Source organism: Roseomonas sp. OT10 (genome assembly GCF_020991085.1).
Lineage (GTDB): Bacteria > Pseudomonadota > Alphaproteobacteria > Acetobacterales > Acetobacteraceae > Roseomonas > Roseomonas cutis.
In genome coordinates, this window is the sequence record NZ_CP087719.1 from 2,313,249 (window position 1) to 2,331,863 (window position 18,615).

15 protein-coding genes and 1 tRNA gene are annotated in these 18,615 nt (G+C 73.4%); 10 read left to right on the top strand and 6 right to left on the bottom strand.

The window, feature by feature from the left end; translation table 11 throughout:
• Positions 1-12: 12 nt before the first annotated feature.
• On the top strand, positions 13-465 hold the full coding sequence (locus LPC08_RS10650; protein WP_230452657.1) for a hypothetical protein: 453 nt from the start codon (positions 13-15) through the stop codon (positions 463-465).
• 65 nt (positions 466-530) lie between these two features.
• Here LPC08_RS10650 and LPC08_RS10655 read toward each other — a convergent pair.
• From LPC08_RS10655 to gatC, 6 genes are all read right to left on the bottom strand, one after another.
• Positions 531-623 (bottom strand) — tRNA-Ser (locus LPC08_RS10655).
• 131 nt (positions 624-754) lie between these two features.
• Complete coding sequence (locus LPC08_RS10660; RefSeq protein WP_230452658.1) at positions 755-1,384, bottom strand: glutathione S-transferase family protein; 630 nt, start codon at positions 1,382-1,384, stop codon at positions 755-757.
• Positions 1,381-2,835, bottom strand: a complete 1,455-nt coding sequence (gatB, locus tag LPC08_RS10665; RefSeq protein ID WP_230452659.1) for an Asp-tRNA(Asn)/Glu-tRNA(Gln) amidotransferase subunit GatB — start codon at positions 2,833-2,835, stop codon at positions 1,381-1,383. Before gatB ends, LPC08_RS10660 begins: the two co-directional genes overlap by 4 nt.
• Before the next feature lie 124 nt (positions 2,836-2,959).
• Positions 2,960-3,430: a hypothetical protein gene (locus LPC08_RS10670; protein ID WP_230452660.1), complete on the bottom strand. Its 471-nt coding sequence runs from the start codon at positions 3,428-3,430 to the stop codon at positions 2,960-2,962.
• A gap of 161 nt (positions 3,431-3,591) precedes the next feature.
• Positions 3,592-5,079 carry an Asp-tRNA(Asn)/Glu-tRNA(Gln) amidotransferase subunit GatA gene (gene gatA, locus LPC08_RS10675; protein WP_230452661.1) on the bottom strand — a complete coding sequence of 496 codons (1,488 nt, stop codon included), beginning with the start codon at positions 5,077-5,079 and terminating at the stop codon, positions 3,592-3,594.
• Positions 5,079-5,366 carry an Asp-tRNA(Asn)/Glu-tRNA(Gln) amidotransferase subunit GatC gene (gatC, locus tag LPC08_RS10680; RefSeq protein WP_230452662.1) on the bottom strand — a complete coding sequence of 96 codons (288 nt, stop codon included), beginning with the start codon at positions 5,364-5,366 and terminating at the stop codon, positions 5,079-5,081. Before gatC ends, gatA begins: the two co-directional genes overlap by 1 nt.
• A gap of 504 nt (positions 5,367-5,870) precedes the next feature.
• On the opposite strand from gatC, the gene LPC08_RS26210 reads away from it, so the two are divergent.
• The 9 genes from LPC08_RS26210 to rnr all read left to right on the top strand — a co-directional run bounded on the left by LPC08_RS26210 (position 5,871) and on the right by rnr (position 18,564).
• The gene (locus LPC08_RS26210) at positions 5,871-8,291 is read left to right on the top strand and encodes a mechanosensitive ion channel domain-containing protein (protein WP_304622079.1); all 2,421 of its coding nucleotides are present in this window, start codon (positions 5,871-5,873) and stop codon (positions 8,289-8,291) included.
• A 109-nt stretch (positions 8,292-8,400) separates the two neighbouring features.
• Positions 8,401-8,961, top strand: a complete 561-nt coding sequence (locus tag LPC08_RS26215) for a lysozyme inhibitor LprI family protein (RefSeq protein ID WP_304622080.1) — start codon at positions 8,401-8,403, stop codon at positions 8,959-8,961.
• Between the two features lie 10 nt (positions 8,962-8,971).
• Positions 8,972-9,481 (top strand): Holliday junction resolvase RuvX, encoded by a 510-nt coding sequence (gene ruvX, locus LPC08_RS10700; RefSeq protein ID WP_230453050.1) that lies wholly within the window; start codon positions 8,972-8,974, stop codon positions 9,479-9,481.
• A 79-nt stretch (positions 9,482-9,560) separates the two neighbouring features.
• The gene (locus tag LPC08_RS10705) at positions 9,561-10,502 is read left to right on the top strand and encodes an aspartate carbamoyltransferase catalytic subunit (protein ID WP_230452664.1); all 942 of its coding nucleotides are present in this window, start codon (positions 9,561-9,563) and stop codon (positions 10,500-10,502) included.
• Entirely contained in the window at positions 10,502-11,782 is a 1,281-nt protein-coding gene (locus tag LPC08_RS10710; protein ID WP_230452665.1) for a dihydroorotase, read from the top strand. Before LPC08_RS10705 ends, LPC08_RS10710 begins: the two co-directional genes overlap by 1 nt.
• On the top strand, positions 11,782-12,417 hold the full coding sequence (gene plsY, locus LPC08_RS10715; RefSeq protein WP_230452666.1) for a glycerol-3-phosphate 1-O-acyltransferase PlsY: 636 nt from the start codon (positions 11,782-11,784) through the stop codon (positions 12,415-12,417). The genes LPC08_RS10710 and plsY overlap by 1 nt, the downstream gene beginning before the upstream one ends.
• Entirely contained in the window at positions 12,414-13,523 is a 1,110-nt protein-coding gene (gene dprA, locus LPC08_RS10720) for a DNA-processing protein DprA (protein WP_230452667.1), read from the top strand. The genes plsY and dprA overlap by 4 nt, the downstream gene beginning before the upstream one ends.
• A 10-nt stretch (positions 13,524-13,533) precedes the next feature.
• A complete protein-coding gene (gene topA, locus LPC08_RS10725) occupies positions 13,534-16,293 on the top strand; it encodes a type I DNA topoisomerase (RefSeq protein ID WP_230452668.1) in 2,760 nt (919 codons plus the stop codon).
• A 63-nt stretch (positions 16,294-16,356) separates the two neighbouring features.
• Positions 16,357-18,564: a ribonuclease R gene (gene rnr / locus LPC08_RS10730; protein WP_370643351.1), complete on the top strand. Its 2,208-nt coding sequence runs from the start codon at positions 16,357-16,359 to the stop codon at positions 18,562-18,564.
• Positions 18,565-18,615: the final 51 nt, after the last annotated feature.

Consider the following 18,615-nt stretch of genomic DNA (forward strand, 5'->3'; position numbering starts at 1 on the left):
TGAGAGCATGGCATGATGACGGAGTCGCTCGACGCGCTGCCCTGGCTGTTCATCGGCGGGGCGGTGCTGCTGCTGGTGATGCTGCGCTGGCAGCGACGCCGGCGGCTTCGGAAGGCGGCCGCGACGCCCAGGTCCTCGCCCGGGGCCACGGTGACCGCTGTCGCCCCCCCCGCCCCGGCGCCGACGGCAGCACCCGCGATGCCACCGGTGTCGCCCCCGGCCTACCCGGTGCCGCCACCCCAGGTGGGTGGCTGGGCCGGGCCGCCGCAGGGCATGCCCCCGGGCGTGGGCTGGCCGGGGCACCCGGCTGCCGCCCCGCCGCCGGCGCACTACCCGCCCCTGTCGGTCGCGCCGCCTCCTCCGCCGGCCCCCCCACGGGTCCGGAGCACGATGGAGATGCTGGGGCTGTCCCGTGAGACGCTGAAGGGCATGGGCTGGGACCGGCCGCCGCCCACGGATCGCTGACCACGAGCCGGGAAGGTCGCTGTCCTGGGGCAGCTATCGCGAGATCGGGGCTCGGCAGGGAAAGGTGGCGGAGGGGATGGGATTCGAACCCACGATAGGACTTGACATCCTATAACGGTTTAGCAAACCGCCGCCTTCGGCCACTCGGCCACCCCTCCGCAGGAGTGGAAAGTCAACACGGCGTTGCAGGCCCGGCTTCTACCGGGGCCGCGTGAGGGCGTCAAACCCGCCCGCGACAGAAAGCCGGCGGCAGGCGGGATTTCCTCCCGCTTCCCCGGCCGTCAGGCCGCTACGACAGCGCCACCTCGAAGCCGCGCTGCACGGCCGGGCGCGCCATCATCCGCTCGTACCAGGCGGCGACGTTGGGCAGGTCGTCGAAGGGCACCAGGTGCCGCTCGTGCCGCCAGGCCCAGCCGAGGATGGCGAAGTCGGCGATGCTCGGCCCGCCCTCGGTGGCGACGAAGTCCCGTCCCGCCAGGCGCCTGTCCAGCACGCCGTAGAGCCGCTTCGTCTCCTTGCCGTAGCGGGCGACGCCGTACTCCTTGGCCGGCCCGTCGGGCTGCATCAGGAAGTGGTGCACCTGCCCCGGCATCGGGCCGAATCCGCCCATCTGCCACATCAGCCACTCCAGCACGGGCACGCGCTCGCGCAGGTCCGTGGGCAGGAAGCGCCCCGTCTTCTCGCCGAGATAGAGCAGGATGGCGCCCGATTCGAAGACGCTGATCGGCTGCCCGCCCGGCCCGTCGGGATCGACGATGGCCGGGATCCTGTTGTTCGGGCTGATCGCCAGGAAGGCCGGCTCGAACTGCTCGTCCTTGCCGATGTTCACGGTCTTCACCGTGTAGGGCAGGCCCATCTCCTCCAGCGCGACGCTGATCTTGCGCCCGTTGGGGGTGTTCCAGGTGTGCAGCTCGATCACGGCGCCAGCTTCCCCTTCAGGATGTCGTTGACCAGGGCCGGGTTCCCCTTGCCCTGCATCGCCTTCATCGTCTGCCCGACGAAGAAGCCGAACAGCTTGTCCTTGCCGGATCGGTACTCGGCGACCTTGTCGGCGTTCTTCGCCAGGACCTCGTCGATCACCGCCTCGATCGCGCCGGTGTCGGTGACCTGCCGCAGCCCACGGGCCTCCACGATGGCGCCGGGCGATTCGCCCGTCTCCACCATCGCCTCGAACACCTCCTTGGCCAGCTTGCCGGAGAGGGTGCCGTCCGCCATCAGGTCCAGCAGCGCGCCGAGATCCCGGGCGGAGACCGGCGGGGCGCCGATGTCGCGCTTCGTGCGGTTCAGCGCGGCGAAGAGGTCGCCCATCACCCAGTTCGCCGCCTGCTTGGCGTCGCGTCCCTTCGCGACCTCCTCGTAATAGGCGGCCGTCTCCTTCTCCAGCGTCAGGACGTGGGCGTCGTAGGGGGTCAGCCCGTACTCGCCCACGTAGCGGGCGCGCCGCTCGTCCGGCAGCTCCGGCAGCTTCGACCGCAGCTCCTCGATCCAGTCGGAATCCAGCACCAGCGGCGGCAGGTCCGGGTCCGGGAAGTAGCGGTAGTCATGCGCATCCTCCTTGGAGCGCATCGAGCGCGTGACGCCGCGCGTCGTGTCGAACAGCCGCGTCTCCTGGTCGACCGTGCCGCCCGATTCCCAGACCTCGATCTGGCGCCGCGCCTCCGCCTCCACCGCCTGCATGACGAAGCGGATGGAGTTGACGTTCTTCACCTCGCAGCGCGTGCGGAACCCCTCCCCCGGCTTGCGCACGGAGACGTTCACGTCGGCGCGAAGGCTGCCCTCCTCCATGTTGCCGTCGCAGGTGCCGAGGTAGCGCAGGATCTGCCGCAGCTTCGTGACATAGGCCCCCGCCTCCTCCGGCGAGCGCATGTCCGGCTCCGATACGATCTCCATCAGCGCGACGCCGGCGCGGTTCAGGTCGATGAAGCTGCGCGACGGGTCCTGGTCGTGCAGCGACTTGCCCGCATCCTGCTCCAGGTGCAGGCGGGTGATGCCGATCTCCTTGGTGGCGCCGCCCTCCAGCTCGATGGTCAGCTTGCCCTCGCCGACGATCGGGAACTGGTACTGGCTGATCTGGTAGCCGGTCGGCAGGTCCGCATAGAAGTAGTTCTTGCGGTCGAAGCGCGACCACTCGTTGACCTTGGCCTTCAGGCCGAGGCCAGTGCGCACGGCCTGGGCCACGCACTCGCCGTTGATGACGGGCAGCATGCCGGGGAAGCCCGCGTCGACGAAGGAGACCTGGCTGTTCGGCGCCGCGCCGAAGGCCGTCGCGGCGCCGGAGAACAGCTTGGCCTCCGAGGTGACCTGGGCATGGACCTCCAGCCCGATCACCAGCTCCCAGGGGCCGGTCTCACCCTCGATGGTGTAGCTCATGCGCCCAGCCCATGATGATGCGTCCACATCCGGGGGTGATAGCGGATGGTCCCGGCGCGGGCCAAGCCCGGCCCGGCGTTCCGGCCCCCGGGATGCCCGCCCGGCCGGCCGGGCCTGCCCCGCCTCAGCCGGGCCGCAGGCGGTCGTACCACCGCGACAGCGAGACGATGACGAAGGCCAGGCCCACCAGGATGCTGCCCGCCATCATGGCCGTGCGGTTCCACAGCCGTTCCATCGCCACGTCCGTCGTCAGCGTCTCCGGGTGGCCCGTGTCCACCAGGACCTGCACCGGCCTCTGCTCGGAACCGCCGAAATAGCTGTAGACGACCTTGTTCCGCCGGGTCGGCACGATGCTCGATCCCGCCTCCAGCGTCGCCTCGCAGCGCGTGAGGAAGTAGCGGCTGGTGCGGCAGCTTCCTTCGACCACATGCCCGCCGGGGGCGGGCTTGGTACGGCCCTGCGCGGCGAAGTCGTCGCGCAGCATCGGCCATTCCTCGGCCACGCCCTGGGAGATGAAAAAGGCCAGCCCCAGCATCACGACGGTCAGGACGATGGTGCGCAGCCAGCCAGGGCGCGGCTCCCGGCTGGCCGTCACGGGTGGTCGGCGGCGGCGGTCATGCCATCACGATGCGTCATGGCAACGGTCCTGGGAATACCCGCCGTCGCGTCGGCCCGTCGCCGCCCGCCATCGCCACCCGCCATCGCCGCCTCAGGCGGCGTCGCCCCGCATCGGCCGCGACCGGCTGCGGGATGCCGTCAGTGGGCGCCGGCGCGCAGCCGCGGCAGGGCGTCGAAACCGGCGGCACGCTCGATGGCGCTGCCCACGGCGAAGAGCGTCTCCTCGTCGAAGGGCCGGCCCAGCACCTGCAGCCCCAGCGGCAGCCCCTCCGCACTCAGCCCGGCGGGGACGGAGAGGCCGGGGATGCCGGCGAGGTTGGCCGTCACGGTGAAGACGTCGTTCAGATACATCGCCACCGGATCGTCCTGCGTCTCCTCCGCGCCGAAGGCCGCAGAGGGCGTGGCCGGGGCCAGGATGGCATCCACGCTGTCCCAGGCGCGGTCGAAATCCTGCCGGATCAGCCGCCGCACCTGCTGCGCCTTCACATAGTAGGCATCGTAGTAGCCGGCGCTGAGCACATAGGTCCCGATCATGATCCGCCGCCGCACCTCGGCCCCGAAGCCGGCGGCCCGGGTGCGCTCGTAGAGATCCTTCAGGTCGCCTCCCGCCTCGACCCGCCGGCCGAAGCGCACGCCGTCGTAGCGCGCGAGGTTGGACGAGGCCTCGGCCGGCGCCACGATATAGTAGGTGGCCAGCGCGTGCTTCGTATGCGGCAGGGAGATGTCGACGATCTCCGCCCCTTCCGCACGCAGCCAGTCCAGCCCCTGCTGCCACAGCCGCCCGATCTCCTCCGGCAGCCCGTCGATGCGGTACTCCCGCGGCACCCCGATCCGCAGCCCCTTCACCCCGCGCGCGCAGGCGGCGGCGAAGTCCGGCACCGGCCGCTCGGCGGAGGTGGAATCCTTGGGGTCGAACCCGGCCATGCTGCCGAGCAGCAGGGCGCAGTCCTCGACGGTGCGGGCCATCGGCCCCGCCTGGTCCAGCGAGGAGGCATAGGCCACGATCCCCCAGCGCGAGCAGCGGCCATAGGTCGGCTTGATGCCCGTCACGCCGCAGAAGGCCGCGGGCTGGCGGATGGAGCCGCCCGTGTCGGTCGCCGTCGCCCCCAGCGCCAGCCGCGCCGCCACCGCCGCGGCCGACCCGCCGGAGGAGCCGCCGGGCACCAGCCGCGTGTCCGGGTCGTTGCGCCGGGACCAGGGATTCTCCACCGGTCCGAAGGCGGAGCTGGCGTTGGAGGAGCCCATGGCGAACTCGTCCAGGTTCGCCTTCCCGAGGAACACCGCCCCGTCGCGCAGCAGCCTGGCGGTGACGGTGCTCTCGTAGGGCGGGACGAAGTTCTCCAGGATGCGGCTGCCCGCGGTGGTCCGCACGCCCGCGGTGCAGAACAGGTCCTTGATCGCCAGCGGCACGCCCTCCAGCGGGCCGGCGAGACCATCGGCCCGGCGCCGGTCGGAGGCGCGGGCGGCCTCCATGGCCTGCTCGCCGGTGACGGTGATGAAGGCGTTCAGGCGCGGGTTCAGCGCCCCGATCGCCTCCAGATGCGCGGCCGTCAGCGCCTCGCTGGTGATCAGCCCCTCGTTCAGCGCCTCGAGGGCGCCGCGGATGGTGAAATCGGTCGGACGCATCACTCGACCACCTTCGGAACGGTGAAGAAATCGCCCTGGCGGTCGGGCGCGTTGGAGAGCACCGCCTCGGCCTGGCCGCCATCGGTGACCACGTCCTCGCGCAGCAGCAGCACCGCGTCGCCGGCCCCGGCCAGCGGCTCCACCCCGGTCGTGTCCACCGCCTGCAACTGCTCCACCCAGGCGAGGATGCCGTTCAGCTCGCCTTGCAGCCGTGACACCTCCTCGTCCTCCAGGTGGATTCGGGCGAGCGAGGCGACGCGCCGGACGGTGGCGGTATCGAGCGACATGGTCGGGACGGGACCCCAGTTCAGAGGACAGCAACGGGCAGGAGCGCAGCGGCGGCCCCGAAGTCAAGACCTGTCACCGGGACGGAGCCTCCCGCCCCCGCTCCGGAACCTGGCCCCGCGACCCGCGTTGGCCCCCTGACCAACGGTCTCCGCGACCGGCTGTCGCCATCGCCGGAGACCCGCCGGGCCGCACGGGCCGCCTCGTGCCGCCCGACCCGTTCGGCCGGGGCGGCCGGATGATTCGAAAGGTAACAAGGGAGGCGTGCCGGTCGATCCGTCCGGCACCGGTCCCAGATGGACGCGGCAGCGGCCAGGGCTTCCTGGCCCGCCGCCGATCCCCTCGGCCCGGCCGCGTGCCGGGCGCCACCCCGAAGGATACGAAGGACAGGTGTACGCATGAGGCCATGGCATGCCCGAGGGGAAGCAAGCGTCACCGCCCATCGGCCCGGCAGCGGTGCCGGAAGACCCGCCCCCGGGCCCCTGGCCATCCTCCTCGCGCTGGCGATGCTCCTCCTGCCCTCCGTGCCGGCCCTGGCGCAGGATGCCGCGCCCCGCGCGGCGGCCGCGACATCCCCCCCGGCCGCCGCCGGGCTGACGCCGGAGCAGGCGCGGCAGGCTCTCGACGTCCTGCAGGACGAAGCCCGGCGGCGCGAGGTGATCAACGCCCTGACCGCCGTCGCGCGCACCACCCCCCCGTCGAGCGCCGAGGCCGCGGGCACGGCCCCGCCGGCCACGGGGGCCACGGCGGCGCCGGGCGGGCATGCCCCGGCGGCCGAGGCCCCGGCCGCCCCCGCCGAGGACAAGGTCAGCCTGAACGAGGACGGGCTTCTGGCACGCCTGATCCTGGCCACCTCCGGCTGGTTCGCGGCGGCCTCCGGCCAGCTCGTCCAGGCCTCCCATACCCTGGCCGACCTCCCGGCCGTCGGCGACTGGATCGTGACCACCGCCACCAGCCCGCAGGCCCAGGCCCTGGTGCTGGACGTCGCGTGGAAGCTGGCCCTGGTGCTCGCCCTGGCCTGGCTGACGCGCCGCCTGGTCACCCGGGCGCTGCGCCCCGCCTTCGCGCGGCTGAACCGCTTCGCCCAGGAGCGGGCCGAACGCCGCCGCCGCGAGAAGGAGTCCCTGGCCGGCCAGCCATCCGCGATGCTCGCCAGCCGGGGGGAAATCCGCTTCCTGCGCCTGGGTCCACTCGCCCTGCTGCGCTTCATGCTCGAGGGCCTGCCCATCCTGGCCTTCGCCGGGGTGGGGAACCTGCTCCTGGCCAGCCCCCTGGTCAGCGGCTGGCAGCCCTCGCTGATCGTGGCGGCGGCGGTGAACGCCTATGTGGTGCAGCACCTGGTGATGGCGGCGGTGCACGCCCTGGCCTCACCGGACAGCGCGGCGCTGCGGCCGTTCCGGATCACCGACGAGACCGCCGCCTATATCGAGGTCTGGGCCGCGCGGGTCAGCCGCGTGCTGGTCTATGGCCTCGCGGGAATGGAGATCGCGCGGCTGCTGGGCCTGGGCTACGGCGCCTACCTCTCCGCGCTGAAGCTGGTGGTGCTGGCCAACCACCTGCTGCTGATCGTCGTGATCCTGCAGTGCCGCAGGGCGGTGGCCGAGGCGATCGCGGCGCCGGCGGGCCGGCGGGGCTCCGTCGCGCTGGCGCGCAACTGGCTGGCCGCCATCTGGCACGTGCTGGCGATCTTCCTGGTGGTCGCCCTCTGGTTCGTCTGGGCGGTGGAGATCCAGAACGGCTACGGCCTGCTGTTCCGCTACTTCGGGGCCACCGTGCTGGTGCTGGTGCTGGCGCGGCTGATCGCCGTGGCCATCCTGGGCATGCTGGACCGCGTCTTCCGCATCGCCCCGGAGAAGCGGGCGCAGCTTCCCTTCCTGGAGGCGAGGGCGAACCGCTACTACCCGTTGGTGCGCCGCGGGGTCTCAGCGGTGATGGTCGTCGTCACCCTCCTGGCCATCCTCCAGATCTGGGGGGTGGATGCGCTCGCCTGGTTCCATGATGGCGGGCTCGGCGAGCTGGTCACCAGCTTCCTCGTCACCGTGCTCGTGGCCCTCGCCGTGGCGGTGGTGGCCTGGGAAGCGATGAACGCCTGGATGGACCGCCGGATCGCCGCCATGTCGGCCCAGGGCGACCACGCCCGCTCCGCCCGGCTGCGGACCCTGCTGCCGCTGCTGCGCAGCGCGCTGCTGACCGCGATCGTGGTGGTGGTCGGCTTCACCGCGCTCAGCCAGCTCGGCGTCAACATCGCCCCGCTCCTGGCCGGGGCCTCCATCATCGGCGTGGCGCTGGGCTTCGGCTCGCAGAAGCTGGTGCAGGACGTGATCAACGGCATGTTCCTGCTGCTGGAGAACACCATGCAGGTGGGGGACTGGGTGACGGTCTCCGGCCTCTCCGGCTCGGTCGAGGCGCTCTCCGTCCGCACCATCCGGCTGCGGGCGGGGGATGGCTCCGTCCACGTCATCCCCTTCTCCTCGGTCACGACGGTGACCAACACCAACAAGGGCGTCGGCAATGCCGCCGTCTCCGTCACCGTGGCGCTGGACGAGGACACGGACCGGGTGGGCCAGGTGCTGAAGGAGATCGGTGCCGAGCTGCGCCGGGACCCGGCCTTCCGCGACAACATCTTGGACGACTTCGCGCTCTGGGGCGTGGACAAGGTGGACGGCGCCACGGTGACGGTGCTGGGCCAGATGAAGTGCCGCGACACGGGCCGCTGGGGCGTGCAGCGGGAGTTCAACCGCCGCATCAAGATGCGCTTCCAGGAGCTTGGGATCCGGATCGGCGTGCCGGCCCAGGCGGTGATCGTCAGCCGCCCGCAGCCCGCGCGCGGCGAGGAGGAGGGCGCCGCTCCGGCCCGGGAGGAAGCCGGTCGCCCGCAAGCGGAGCGGGAGTCGCCGCCACCCGCGGCGCTGTCCAACACCGCCTGACGCGGGCGGGTAGTGGCCCCCACGCCGCTTGCTGCGCCGTCCGGGCCCGGCGCAGCATGGGCGGAGCGCCGGCCTCCCCGGTGGGAGGCTGGGACCGGGAGACGCCGCCATGCCGCCTCGTGCCAAACGCCTGTTCCTGCCCCTCCTCCTGGCCCTGATCCTCCTGGCCCCGGGCGCACCGGGCTGGGGCACGGCGGCGCGGGCGGCGAGCTTCGACTGCGCCCGGGCCACCACCACGGTCGAGCGCACGATCTGCGGCGATGCGGAGCTGTCCCGTCTGGACGAGGCGCTGGACCAGGCCTATCGCGCCGCCCTCGCCTCGCCGCAGGCGGGCGCCACGCGGGAGGGGCAGCGGGCCTGGCTGGCGGGACGCAACCGCTGCACCACGGCCGCCTGTGTCCGCGACGCCTATGCCGCCCGGCTCGCCCAGCTATCCCCGGGCGCGGCCAAGCCCCCGGTCCCCGCCGCCCCTGCGGCCCTGAGCTGCCGGCAGGAGCGCGGCGCGGCCGCCGCGGCGGTGCTGGTGAAGCAGTGCATCCAGGTCTCGCCCGCGACCCGCCCGCCCTGCAACGACGCCAACCCCTGTGCCCTGATCCTGGACGAGATCGCGCGCGGCTGCGGGATGTATCCGGCGCCCGTTCCGGCCTATTGCCGCTCCCTCCCGCGCTGAGGTCCGCCCGCTGCCCCTGATCCCCCTGCCCGAGCTTCGCGCCGCCCTGCCCCGCCACGCCCGGCTGATCGGGCTGGACCCGGGGCGGCGGACCATCGGCGTCGCCCTGTCCGACGTGTCGCTGATGCTCGCCTCCCCCTATCGCGGCCTGCCGCGCGGGAAGCTGGCCGCCAACGCCGCCGCCATCGCCGCCATCGCCACGACCGAGGGCGCGGCGGGGCTGGTGGTCGGGCTGCCGCTGGGGCTGGACGGCTCCTTCGGCCCGGCGGCGCAGGCGGCGAAGGACTGGGCCGCCGCGCTGTCCGCCGCGACCGGCCTGCCGGCGGCGCTGTGGGATGAACGGCTGTCGTCCAGCGCGGTGAACCGGATGCTGATCGAGGAGGCGGACCTCACCCGGGCCAAGCGGGCGAAGGCGGTGGATGCGGCGGCGGCGGCCTACATGCTCCAGGGGGCGCTGGACGCGACGCGCCCACCTCTGGGGCCACCCCTGGAGCCACCCCTGGCGTCGCCCCCCGGCTGACCGGCGGGGCGCCCTTTCCCGCCCTGTCCGCCCCGCCTATGGTCCGGCCCGCCTGCACACGTCGGAATCCCTGCCCCGGATGGTCGCCTATCCCTCCCGCCACCTCCTCGCCATCGAGGGGCTGCACCCCGTCCACATCGCCGACCTGCTCGATCTGGCGGAGAGCTACGCCCTGCTGAACCGGGGCGGAAAGACCCAGCGCGACCTGCTCAAGGGCCGCACCCTGATCAACCTGTTCTTCGAGGACAGCACCCGCACCCGCACCTCCTTCGAGCTGGCGGGCAAGCGGCTGGGGGCGGACGTGATCAACATGTCCGTCTCGACCAGCAGCGTGAACAAGGGCGAGACGCTGCTCGACACCGCCTCCACGCTGAACGCCATGAAGACGGACCTGCTGGTGGTCCGCCACGCCCAGTCCGGCGCGCCCGCCCTGCTCAGCCAGAAGGTGGACGCCGCCGTCATCAACGCGGGCGACGGCACGCACGAGCACCCGACCCAGGCCCTGCTCGATGCCCTGACCATCCGCCGCCGCAAGGGGCGGCTGGAGCACCTGACGGTCGCCATCTGCGGCGACGTGCTGCACTCCCGGGTGGCGCGGTCGAACATCCACCTGCTCTCGGCGATGAACTGCCGGGTGCGGATCGTCGGCCCGCCCACCCTGATCCCCGCCGAGGCGGCGCGGCTGGGGGTGGAGATCCACCATACCATGCGCGAGGGGCTGAAGGACGCGGATGTGGTGATGATGCTGCGCCTCCAGCGGGAGCGCATGGCGGGCGGCCTGGTCCCCTCGGCCCGCGAGTACTTCCGCTTCTACGGGCTGGACGCGGAGAAGCTCGCGGTCGCGAAGCCGGACGCCATCGTCATGCACCCCGGCCCGATGAACCGCGGCGTGGAGATCGACAGCGCGGTGGCCGACGACCCGGCCCGCAGCGTGATCGGCGAGCAGGTGGAGATGGGGGTGGCCGTGCGCATGGCCGTGCTGGACACGCTCTCCCGCCTGCCGGGACGGAACAGCCGCTGATGCCCGCGACCCTGCTGACCAACGCCCGGCTGCTCGACCCCGCCACGGGGCTGGATGCGACCGGTGCCCTGCTGCTGCGCGACGGCGTGATCGAGGATGTCGCCCAGGGCGCCGCCCCCGGCGCGCCGGAGGGGGCCACGACCGTCGATTGCGGCGGCGACTGCCTGGCCCCCGGGCTGGTCGACCTGCGCGCGGCGCTCGGCGAGCCGGGCCACGAATACCGCGAGACCATCGCCAGCGCCGCCCTGGCCGCGGCGGCTGGGGGCATCACCACCCTCTGCGCCCTGCCGGACAGCGAGCCGGCGCTGGACGACCCCGCCCTGCTGCAATTCGTCCTGCGTCGGGGGGAGGCCACGGGCAGCCTCTCCATCCTGCCCTACGGCGCCGCCACGCGCGGCTGCGCCGGGAAGGAGATGACGGAGTTCGGCCTGCTGCGCGAGGCCGGCGCCGTCGCCTTCACCGATGGCACCCGGGCCATCGGGGATGCCCGCACCCTGCGCCTCGCCCTCTCCTATGCCCGCGCCTTCGGTAGCTTCATCGCCCAGCACCCGGCCGAGCCGAGCCTGACGCGCGGCGCCGCGGCGACCGAGGGCGAGCAGGCGACCCGCCTCGGCCTGCCCGCCGCCCCGGCCGCGGCGGAGGCGATGCAGGTGGCGCGCGACATCGCCCTCGCCCGGCTGACCGGCGGTCACATCCACTTCGCCCACCTCTCCACCGCCGCCGCGCTGGAACTGGTCCGCCAGGCCAAGGCCGAGGGGCTGAAGGTCACCTGCGACACCGCGCCCCCCTATTTCGACCTGAACGAGACGGCGATCGGCGACTACCGCACCTATGCCAAGCTGAACCCGCCGCTGCGGCGCGAGGAGGACCGGCTGGCGGTGGTCGCGGCGCTGGCCGACGGCACGGTGGATGCCGTCGCCTCCGACCACCAGCCGCACGACGCGGACGACAAGCGCCTGCCCTTCGCCCAGGCGGAGGCGGGCGGCACCGGCCTCGCCACGCTGCTGGCGGTGACGCTGGCGCGGGTGCATGCGGGGGATGTCGCGCTGCTCGATGCCCTGGCCCTGCTGACCTGCCGCCCGGCGGCGCTGCTGGGGATCGAGGCGGGCCGGCTGGCGAAGGGCGCCCCGGCGGATCTGGTGCTCTTCGCGCTGGAGCGGGGCTGGAAGGTCGAGGCCGGGAGGCTGCCGGGCAAGGCGCAGAACTCCCCCTTCGACGGCCGCGCGCTGGAGGGCAAGGTGCTGGGCACCTGGAAGGCCGGGCGGAGGGTGTTCGGCTGATGGCGCCCGCCATGGCCCCTTGGCTCGCCGCCCTCCTGGCCTTCGTCATCGGCCTGCTGCTCGGCTCCATCCCCTTCGGGTTGCTGCTGACCCGCGCCGCCGGGATGGGCGACATCCGCGCCATCGGCTCGGGCAACATCGGCGCGACCAACGTGCTGCGGACGGGGAACAAGAAGCTGGCGGCGGCCACCCTGCTGCTGGACGGGCTGAAGGGCGCCGTCGCCGTCTGGCTGGTGGCCTGGGTGCTGGGCCCCGTCTGGGCCGGCATCGCCGCGATGGGCGCCGTCGCGGGGCATTGCCACCCGCCCTGGCTCGGCGGGCGCGGCGGCAAGGGGGTGGCGACGGCGCTGGGCACCTTCCTGGCGCTGGCCTGGCCGGTCTTCGCCGTCGCCGTCGCCGTCTGGCTGGTGGCCGCGCGGCTGTCGCGCATCTCCTCGGTGGGGGCGCTGTCGGCCATGGTCGCCTCCGCGCTGGAGGCCTGGGTGCTGGGCGGGCCGCCGCTCTTCGTGCCGGTGGCCGCCATCGCCCTCTACGTCGTCATCCGCCACCACGCGAACATCCGCCGCCTGCTCTCCGGCACCGAGCCGCGCATCGGGCAAGGCAAGGATGCGTCCGGGAAAGAGACGGCGGGTTGAGGGAGGCGGAAGCCCTCGCCCGGCTGCGCCTCTCGCGCAGCGAGGGCATCGGCAGCATCGAGTTCCGCCGCCTGCTTGCCCGCCACGGCTCGGCCGAGGCGGCGCTGGACGCCCTGCCCGCCCGCGGCCTGCGCCCGGCCGAGGCGGGAGCGACGCGGCGGGAGATGGAGGCGGTGCTGCGCCGCGGCGGCACCTTCCTGCACCTCGGCGCCCCGGGCTATCCCGAGCTGCTGGCGCTGCTGGCCGATGCGCCGCCCGTCCTGGCCGTGCTGGGCGACCCCGCCTTGCTCGCCGCGCGGCAGGTGGCGGTGGTCGGCGCCCGCAACGCCTCCTCCGCCGGGCGGCGCATCGCCGAGGAGATGGCGGAGGGCCTGGCCGCCGGCGGGATCGTCGTGACCTCCGGCCTCGCGCGCGGGATCGACACCGCCGCCCATCTGGGCGCGCTGCGGGCCGGGCGGACGGTGGCGGTGCTGGCCGGCGGGCTCGACATCGCCTACCCGCCGGAGAATGCCGCCCTCCAGGACCGCATCGCGGAGGCCGGCGCGCTGGTCGCGGAATCCCCCCTCGGCACGGCGCCCATCGCCCGCCACTTCCCCCGGCGCAACCGCATCGTCGCCGGGCTGAGCCTGGGCACGGTGGTGGTGGAGGCGGCGCTGCGCTCCGGCACGCTGATCACCGCGCGGCTGGCCACCGAGGCGGGGCGGGAGGTCTATGCCGTGCCCGGCAGCCCGCTCGACCCGCGCTGCCAGGGGTCGAACAACCTGCTGCGCGAGGGCGCGACCTTCACGGAGACGGCCGAGGATGTGCTGTCCACCCTGCCCGCCGCGCCCCTGGCCCTGCCGCCACGGCCCGGTCGGGCGCCGGCCCCGCGAAACGAATCGCCCACGTTCCTTCCGGCGGAACATTCTGGCCCGCGCGGGGAAACCGACCAACTTCTTGAGTTGATTGGTTATTCACCCGTTACGGTTGACGAAGTGCTAAGGCGCTGCCACCTCTCGCCCTCCGCCGCCCAGTCCCTGCTGCTGGACCTCGAATTGTCCGGGAGGGTGGAACTGCTGCCGGGAAACCGTATCGTCCGCGCCGCCGTCGCGGCCCGGGAGGACTGACCAGACACCAATGACCGACGTCGTCGTCGTGGAATCGCCCGCCAAGGCGAAGACCATCAACAAGTATCTGGGCGGCGGCTACCGGGTCATCGCCTCCTTCGGCCATGTGCGGGACCTGCCGCCCAAGGACGGCTCCGTGCGGCCCGAGGAGGGCTTCGCCATGGACTGGTCCTCGGAGGACCGGGGCGAGCGGCAGGTGCGCGAGATCGCCGCCGCGCTGAAGGGCGCCAAGCGCCTGTTCCTCGCCACCGACCCGGATCGCGAGGGCGAGGCGATCTCCTGGCACGTGCGGGAGATGCTGGGCCAGAAGCGGGCGCTGAAGGGCGTCGAGGTCCATCGCATCACCTTCAACGAGATCACCAAGCGAGCCGTCCAGTACGCCATCGACCACCCGCGCGAGCTGGACGCGCCGCTGATCGACGCCTACCTGGCGCGCCGCGCGCTGGACTACCTGGTGGGCTTCACCCTCTCGCCCGTGCTGTGGCGCAAGCTGCCGGGCAGCCGCTCGGCCGGCCGCGTGCAGTCCGTCGCCCTTCGCCTGATCTGCGAGCGCGAGGCGGAGATCGAGGCGTTCAAGACGCGCGAGTACTGGACGGTGGAGGCACGCTTCGCCACCCCGATCGGCGCGCAGTTCACCGCCCGGCTGACACATCTGGATGGCAGGCGGCTGGAGCAGTTCGACCTGCCCAACGAGGCGTCGGCGATGCGCGCCAAGGCGGCGGTGGAGGCCGGGACCTTCACCGTCCTCTCGGTCGAGAAGCGCCGCGTCCGCCGCAACCCGCCGCCGCCCTTCACCACCTCGACGCTGCAACAGGAGGCCTCGCGCAAGCTGGGCTTCGGCGCCCAGGCGACGATGCGCCTCGCCCAGCAGCTCTACGAGGGGGTGGAGATCGGCGGCGAGACGGTCGGCCTCATCACCTATATGCGGACGGACGGCGTGCAGATGGCGGGCGAGGCGATCGCCGCCATCCGCGGGCATGTGGGCGAGGAGTTCGGGACCCGGTACCTCCCCCCCGCCGCGCGCGAGTATTCCAGCAAGGCGAAGAATGCCCAGGAGGCGCACGAGGCGATCCGCCCCACCGACGTCTCCCGCACCCCCGCCGAGGTCGCGCGCTATCTGAACAACGACCAGCGCCGGCTCTACGAGCTGGTCTGGAAGCGCGCGGTGGCGAGCCAGATGGCCTCGGCCGAGCTGGACCAGACGACGGTGGACATCGCGGATGCCTCCGGCCAGGTGCGGCTGCGCGCCACCGGCTCGGTCATCGCCTTCGACGGCTTCCTGAAGCTGTACCGGGAGGATGTGGACGACGCTCCCGCCAACTCGCCGCTGGGCGAGGAGGATGGCCGCGTCCTGCCGCCCATGGCCAAGGACGACCCGCTGAAGCGCGGCCCCGTCTCGGCGGAGCAGCACTTCACCCAGCCGCCGCCGCGCTACACGGAGGCCTCGCTGGTCAAGAAGATGGAGGAGCTGGGGATCGGCCGGCCCTCCACCTATGCCTCGATCCTGCAGACCCTGCAGGACCGCGACTACGTCAAGCTGGAGAAGCGGCGCTTCCAGCCGGAGGATCGCGGCCGCCTGGTCACCGCCTTCCTGGTCGCCTTCTTCGAGCGCTACGTGGATACGGGCTTCACCGCCTCCCTGGAGGAGCGGCTGGACGACATCAGCGGCGGCCGCGCCGACTGGCGGGAGGTGATGGCGGAGTTCTGGGACGCCTTCTCCAAGGCGGTGGCCGCGACCAAGGACCTCAAGATCAGCGACGTGATCGACGCGCTGGACGAGGATCTCGGCCCGCACTTCTTCCCCCCTGCCGATGACGGCAAGGACCCGCGGGAATGCCCGAACTGCCACACCGGGCGGCTCGGCCTGCGGCTGGGGCGGACGGGGGCCTTCATCGGCTGCTCCAACTACCCCGAATGCCGCTACACCCGCCCCCTGGTCGCTCCCGGCGCCGAGGGCGCGGAGGAGGCTGGCGGCTTCGCCGACGGCGTGCGCGAGCTGGGCACGGCCCCCACGGGCGAGCCGGTGACGATGCGGCGCGGCCCCTACGGCGTCTATGTCCAACTCGGCGAGCCGGGGACGGACGCCAAGGGCAAGCCGACCAAGCCGCGCCGCGCCAGCCTGACGCGCGGGATGGACCCGGAGGGGGTGACGCTGGAGCGGGCGCTCGCCCTGCTCTCCATGCCGCGCGTCGTGGGCCTGCACCCGGAGAGCGGCGAGGAGATCACCGCCAATCTCGGCCGCTTCGGGCCCTACCTGAAGATGGGCGCCATCTCGAAGTCGCTCGACCCCGACGACGACGTGCTGACCATCGGGCTGAACCGGGCTGTCGCCCTGCTGGCCGGGGCCAAGCCGCGCAGCGTGGAGCTGGGCGTCCACCCCAAGGACGGCGCCCCGGTAGAGATCCGCCGCGGCCGCTTCGGCCCCTATGCCCAGCACGGGCAGACGGTGGCGAGCCTGCCGCGCAACGTCCAGGCGGAGGACTTCACCCTGGAGCAGGCGGTCGCCCTGCTGGCGGAGAAGGGCAAGCAGCTCGCCCCGCGCGGCGCTGCGCGCAAGGCTCCGGCCAAGCGCGTCGCCGCGAAGGCCGAGGCGCCCGCCGCCAAGCCTGCTTCCGCGAAGCCCGCCGCCGGCAAGGCGCCCGCGCGGAAGCCGGCCGCGAAGAAGGCCGCCGCGGCCACGGCCAAGCCCGCCGCGCGCGCCGCGGCGAAGCCGGCCACCGCCCGCAAGCCTGCGGCCCCCAAGCCCGCGGCCAAGAAGCCGGCGCGGTGACGCACCGGCGGGGCGGCTGAGGTGGCGCGCCGGATCGGCGTTCCCCCGGCGCCCCGGGCCAGGGTGGTGCGCACCCGCCCGGCCGCCGGGCCCCAGGCCAGCGCGAAGCGGCGCGCCACGGCCCGCGAGGCGGGCGAGCCCGGCGCCGTCCCCAGCCGCGAGGAACTGCTCGCCTGGCTGCGCAGCGTCGGCGGAACCGTGGGCAAGAGCGAGATCGCCCGGCATTTCGGCCTGACCGCCGACCAGCGCCCCGCCCTGCGCGAGTTGCTGAAGGCGATCAAGGCCGAGGGTGCCGCTGCCCCATCCGGCCGCCGTTCCCTGCGCCACGCCGCCTCCCTCCCCGACACGGCCATCGTCGAGGTCTTCGGCACCGACCCGGACGGCGACCCGCTGGCGCGCCCGGTGAGCTGGGAGGGCGAGGGCCGCCCCCTGGTCTACATGCACCCCGAGCCGCGCGGGCAGCCTGCCCTGGCCCCGGGCGACCGGGTGCTGGCGAAGCTGCGCCCGATGGGCCGGGACAGGTACGAGGGCCGCACCCTGCGACGGCTGGCGGAGACCGGCGCCTCCCGCATCCTGGGGATGTTCGAGCGCGGGCTGATCCGCCCCGTGGACCGCCGCGCCCGGGCCGACTGGGCGGTGCCGGCGGGCGAGTCCGGCGAGGCGCGCGACGGCGACCTGGTGCTGGCCGAGCCGCTGCCCTCCTTCGGGCGGGGCCACGGCCTCGGCCCCCGCCCGGCCCGGGTGGTGGAGGTGCTGGGGCGCATGGACGCGCCGCGCGCCGTCTCGCTGATCTGCATCCACGCGCACGGCATCCCCGACGCCTTCGACGCGGAGGCGCTGGCCCAGGCGGAGCGCGCCCGCGGCGTGTCGCCCGAGGGGCGAGAAGATCTGCGCGGCCTGCCGCTGGTGACCATCGACGGCGAGGACGCGCGCGACTTCGACGACGCCGTGCATGCCGAAGCCGAGGGCGAGGGCTGGGCCGTCACCGTCGCCATCGCCGACGTGGCGCACTACGTCCGCCCCGGCAGCGCACTCGACCGCGCCGCCTGGACGCGCGGGAACAGCGTCTACTTCCCCGACCGGGTGGTGCCGATGCTGCCGGAGGCGCTGTCCAACGGCTGGTGCAGCCTGCGCCCGGACGAGGATCGCGGCTGCCTCTTCGTGCGGATGGTCTTCGACGCGGAAGGGCGCAAGCTGTCGCACCGCTTCGGGCGGGGGATCATGCGCTCCTCCGCCCGGCTGACCTACCAGGCGGTGCAGGAATCGGCGGACTCCTTCCCCGGCCTCTACGGCGCCTTCCGCGCCCTGCTCGGCGCGCGGGAGCGGCGTGGGACGCTGGAGCTGGACCTGCCGGAGCGGAAGGTCACGCTGGACGCGGACGGCAAGGTGCTGTCCGTCGCCCCGCGCGAACGGCTCGACAGTCACCGGCTGATCGAGGAGTTCATGGTGGCCGCCAATGTCTGCGCCGCCGAGGAGCTGGAGCGGCACCACACCCCCCTGCTCTACCGCATCCACGACCGGCCCTCGGACGCCAAGCTGGAGGCGCTGCGCCAGTTCCTGGGAACTTTCGACCTCTCCCTGCCGCCCGGGAACCTGCTCCGGCCGCGCGACTTCGCAGCCCTTCTGGAGGCGGTGCGGGACCGGCCGGAGGAGCGTCTGGTCCACGAGACCGTGCTGCGCAGCCAGTCCCAGGCGGAATACGCGCCGGACAACATCGGCCATTTCGGCCTCGCCCTGCCGCGCTACGCCCACTTCACCAGCCCGATCCGGCGCTACGCCGATCTCGTCGTCCACCGTGCCCTGATCGCCGCCCTGCGGCTGGGCCAAGACGGGCTGACCGCCGAGGAGGCCGCGCGCCTGCCGGAGACGGGCGAGCACATCACCCGCACCGAGCGCCGCGCCGCCATGGCCGAGCGCGACGCGGTGGACCGCTACCTCGCCGCCTACATGGCAGACCACGTGGGTACGCATTTCCCGGCGCGCATTTCCGGGGTGACACGCTTCGGCCTCTTCGTCACCCTGGAGCAGAACGGCGCCAGCGGAATCGTTCCCTTGGCCTCGCTTCCGGACGACCGATGGGTGCACGAGGACGGCACGCAACGGTTGGTGGGCCGCCACACGGGGCTCGCCTTCTCGTTGGGCCAGGAGGTGGAGGTGCGCCTTGCGGAGGCGGCGCCGCTGACCGGCAGCCTCACCTTCCACATCCTCCAGGCCGCCCCGGCCGGGCGGCGGCGGGCCGGCGCCTCGCGGTCCTCCTCGCGCTCGCGCTAGCCCTGCTGGGCCCCGCTCCGGGGCAGGCGCAGCAGCAGCCCTTCCCGCAGG

Coding starts and splice junctions, on each gene's coding strand:
- LPC08_RS26215 (WP_304622080.1), top strand. CDS start 8,401: ATGCCGCCTCGTGCCAAACGCCTGTTCCTGCCCCTCCTCCTGGCCCTG.
- plsY (WP_230452666.1), top strand. CDS start 11,782: ATGGCGCCCGCCATGGCCCCTTGGCTCGCCGCCCTCCTGGCCTTCGTC.
- LPC08_RS26210 (WP_304622079.1), top strand. CDS start 5,871: ATGCTCCTCCTGCCCTCCGTGCCGGCCCTGGCGCAGGATGCCGCGCCC.
- LPC08_RS10710 (WP_230452665.1), top strand. CDS start 10,502: ATGCCCGCGACCCTGCTGACCAACGCCCGGCTGCTCGACCCCGCCACG.
- topA (WP_230452668.1), top strand. CDS start 13,534: ATGACCGACGTCGTCGTCGTGGAATCGCCCGCCAAGGCGAAGACCATC.
- gatB (WP_230452659.1), bottom strand. CDS start 2,835: ATGAGCTACACCATCGAGGGTGAGACCGGCCCCTGGGAGCTGGTGATC.
- LPC08_RS10650 (WP_230452657.1), top strand. CDS start 13: ATGATGACGGAGTCGCTCGACGCGCTGCCCTGGCTGTTCATCGGCGGG.
- gatC (WP_230452662.1), bottom strand. CDS start 5,366: ATGTCGCTCGATACCGCCACCGTCCGGCGCGTCGCCTCGCTCGCCCGA.
- LPC08_RS10705 (WP_230452664.1), top strand. CDS start 9,561: ATGGTCGCCTATCCCTCCCGCCACCTCCTCGCCATCGAGGGGCTGCAC.
- gatA (WP_230452661.1), bottom strand. CDS start 5,079: ATGCGTCCGACCGATTTCACCATCCGCGGCGCCCTCGAGGCGCTGAAC.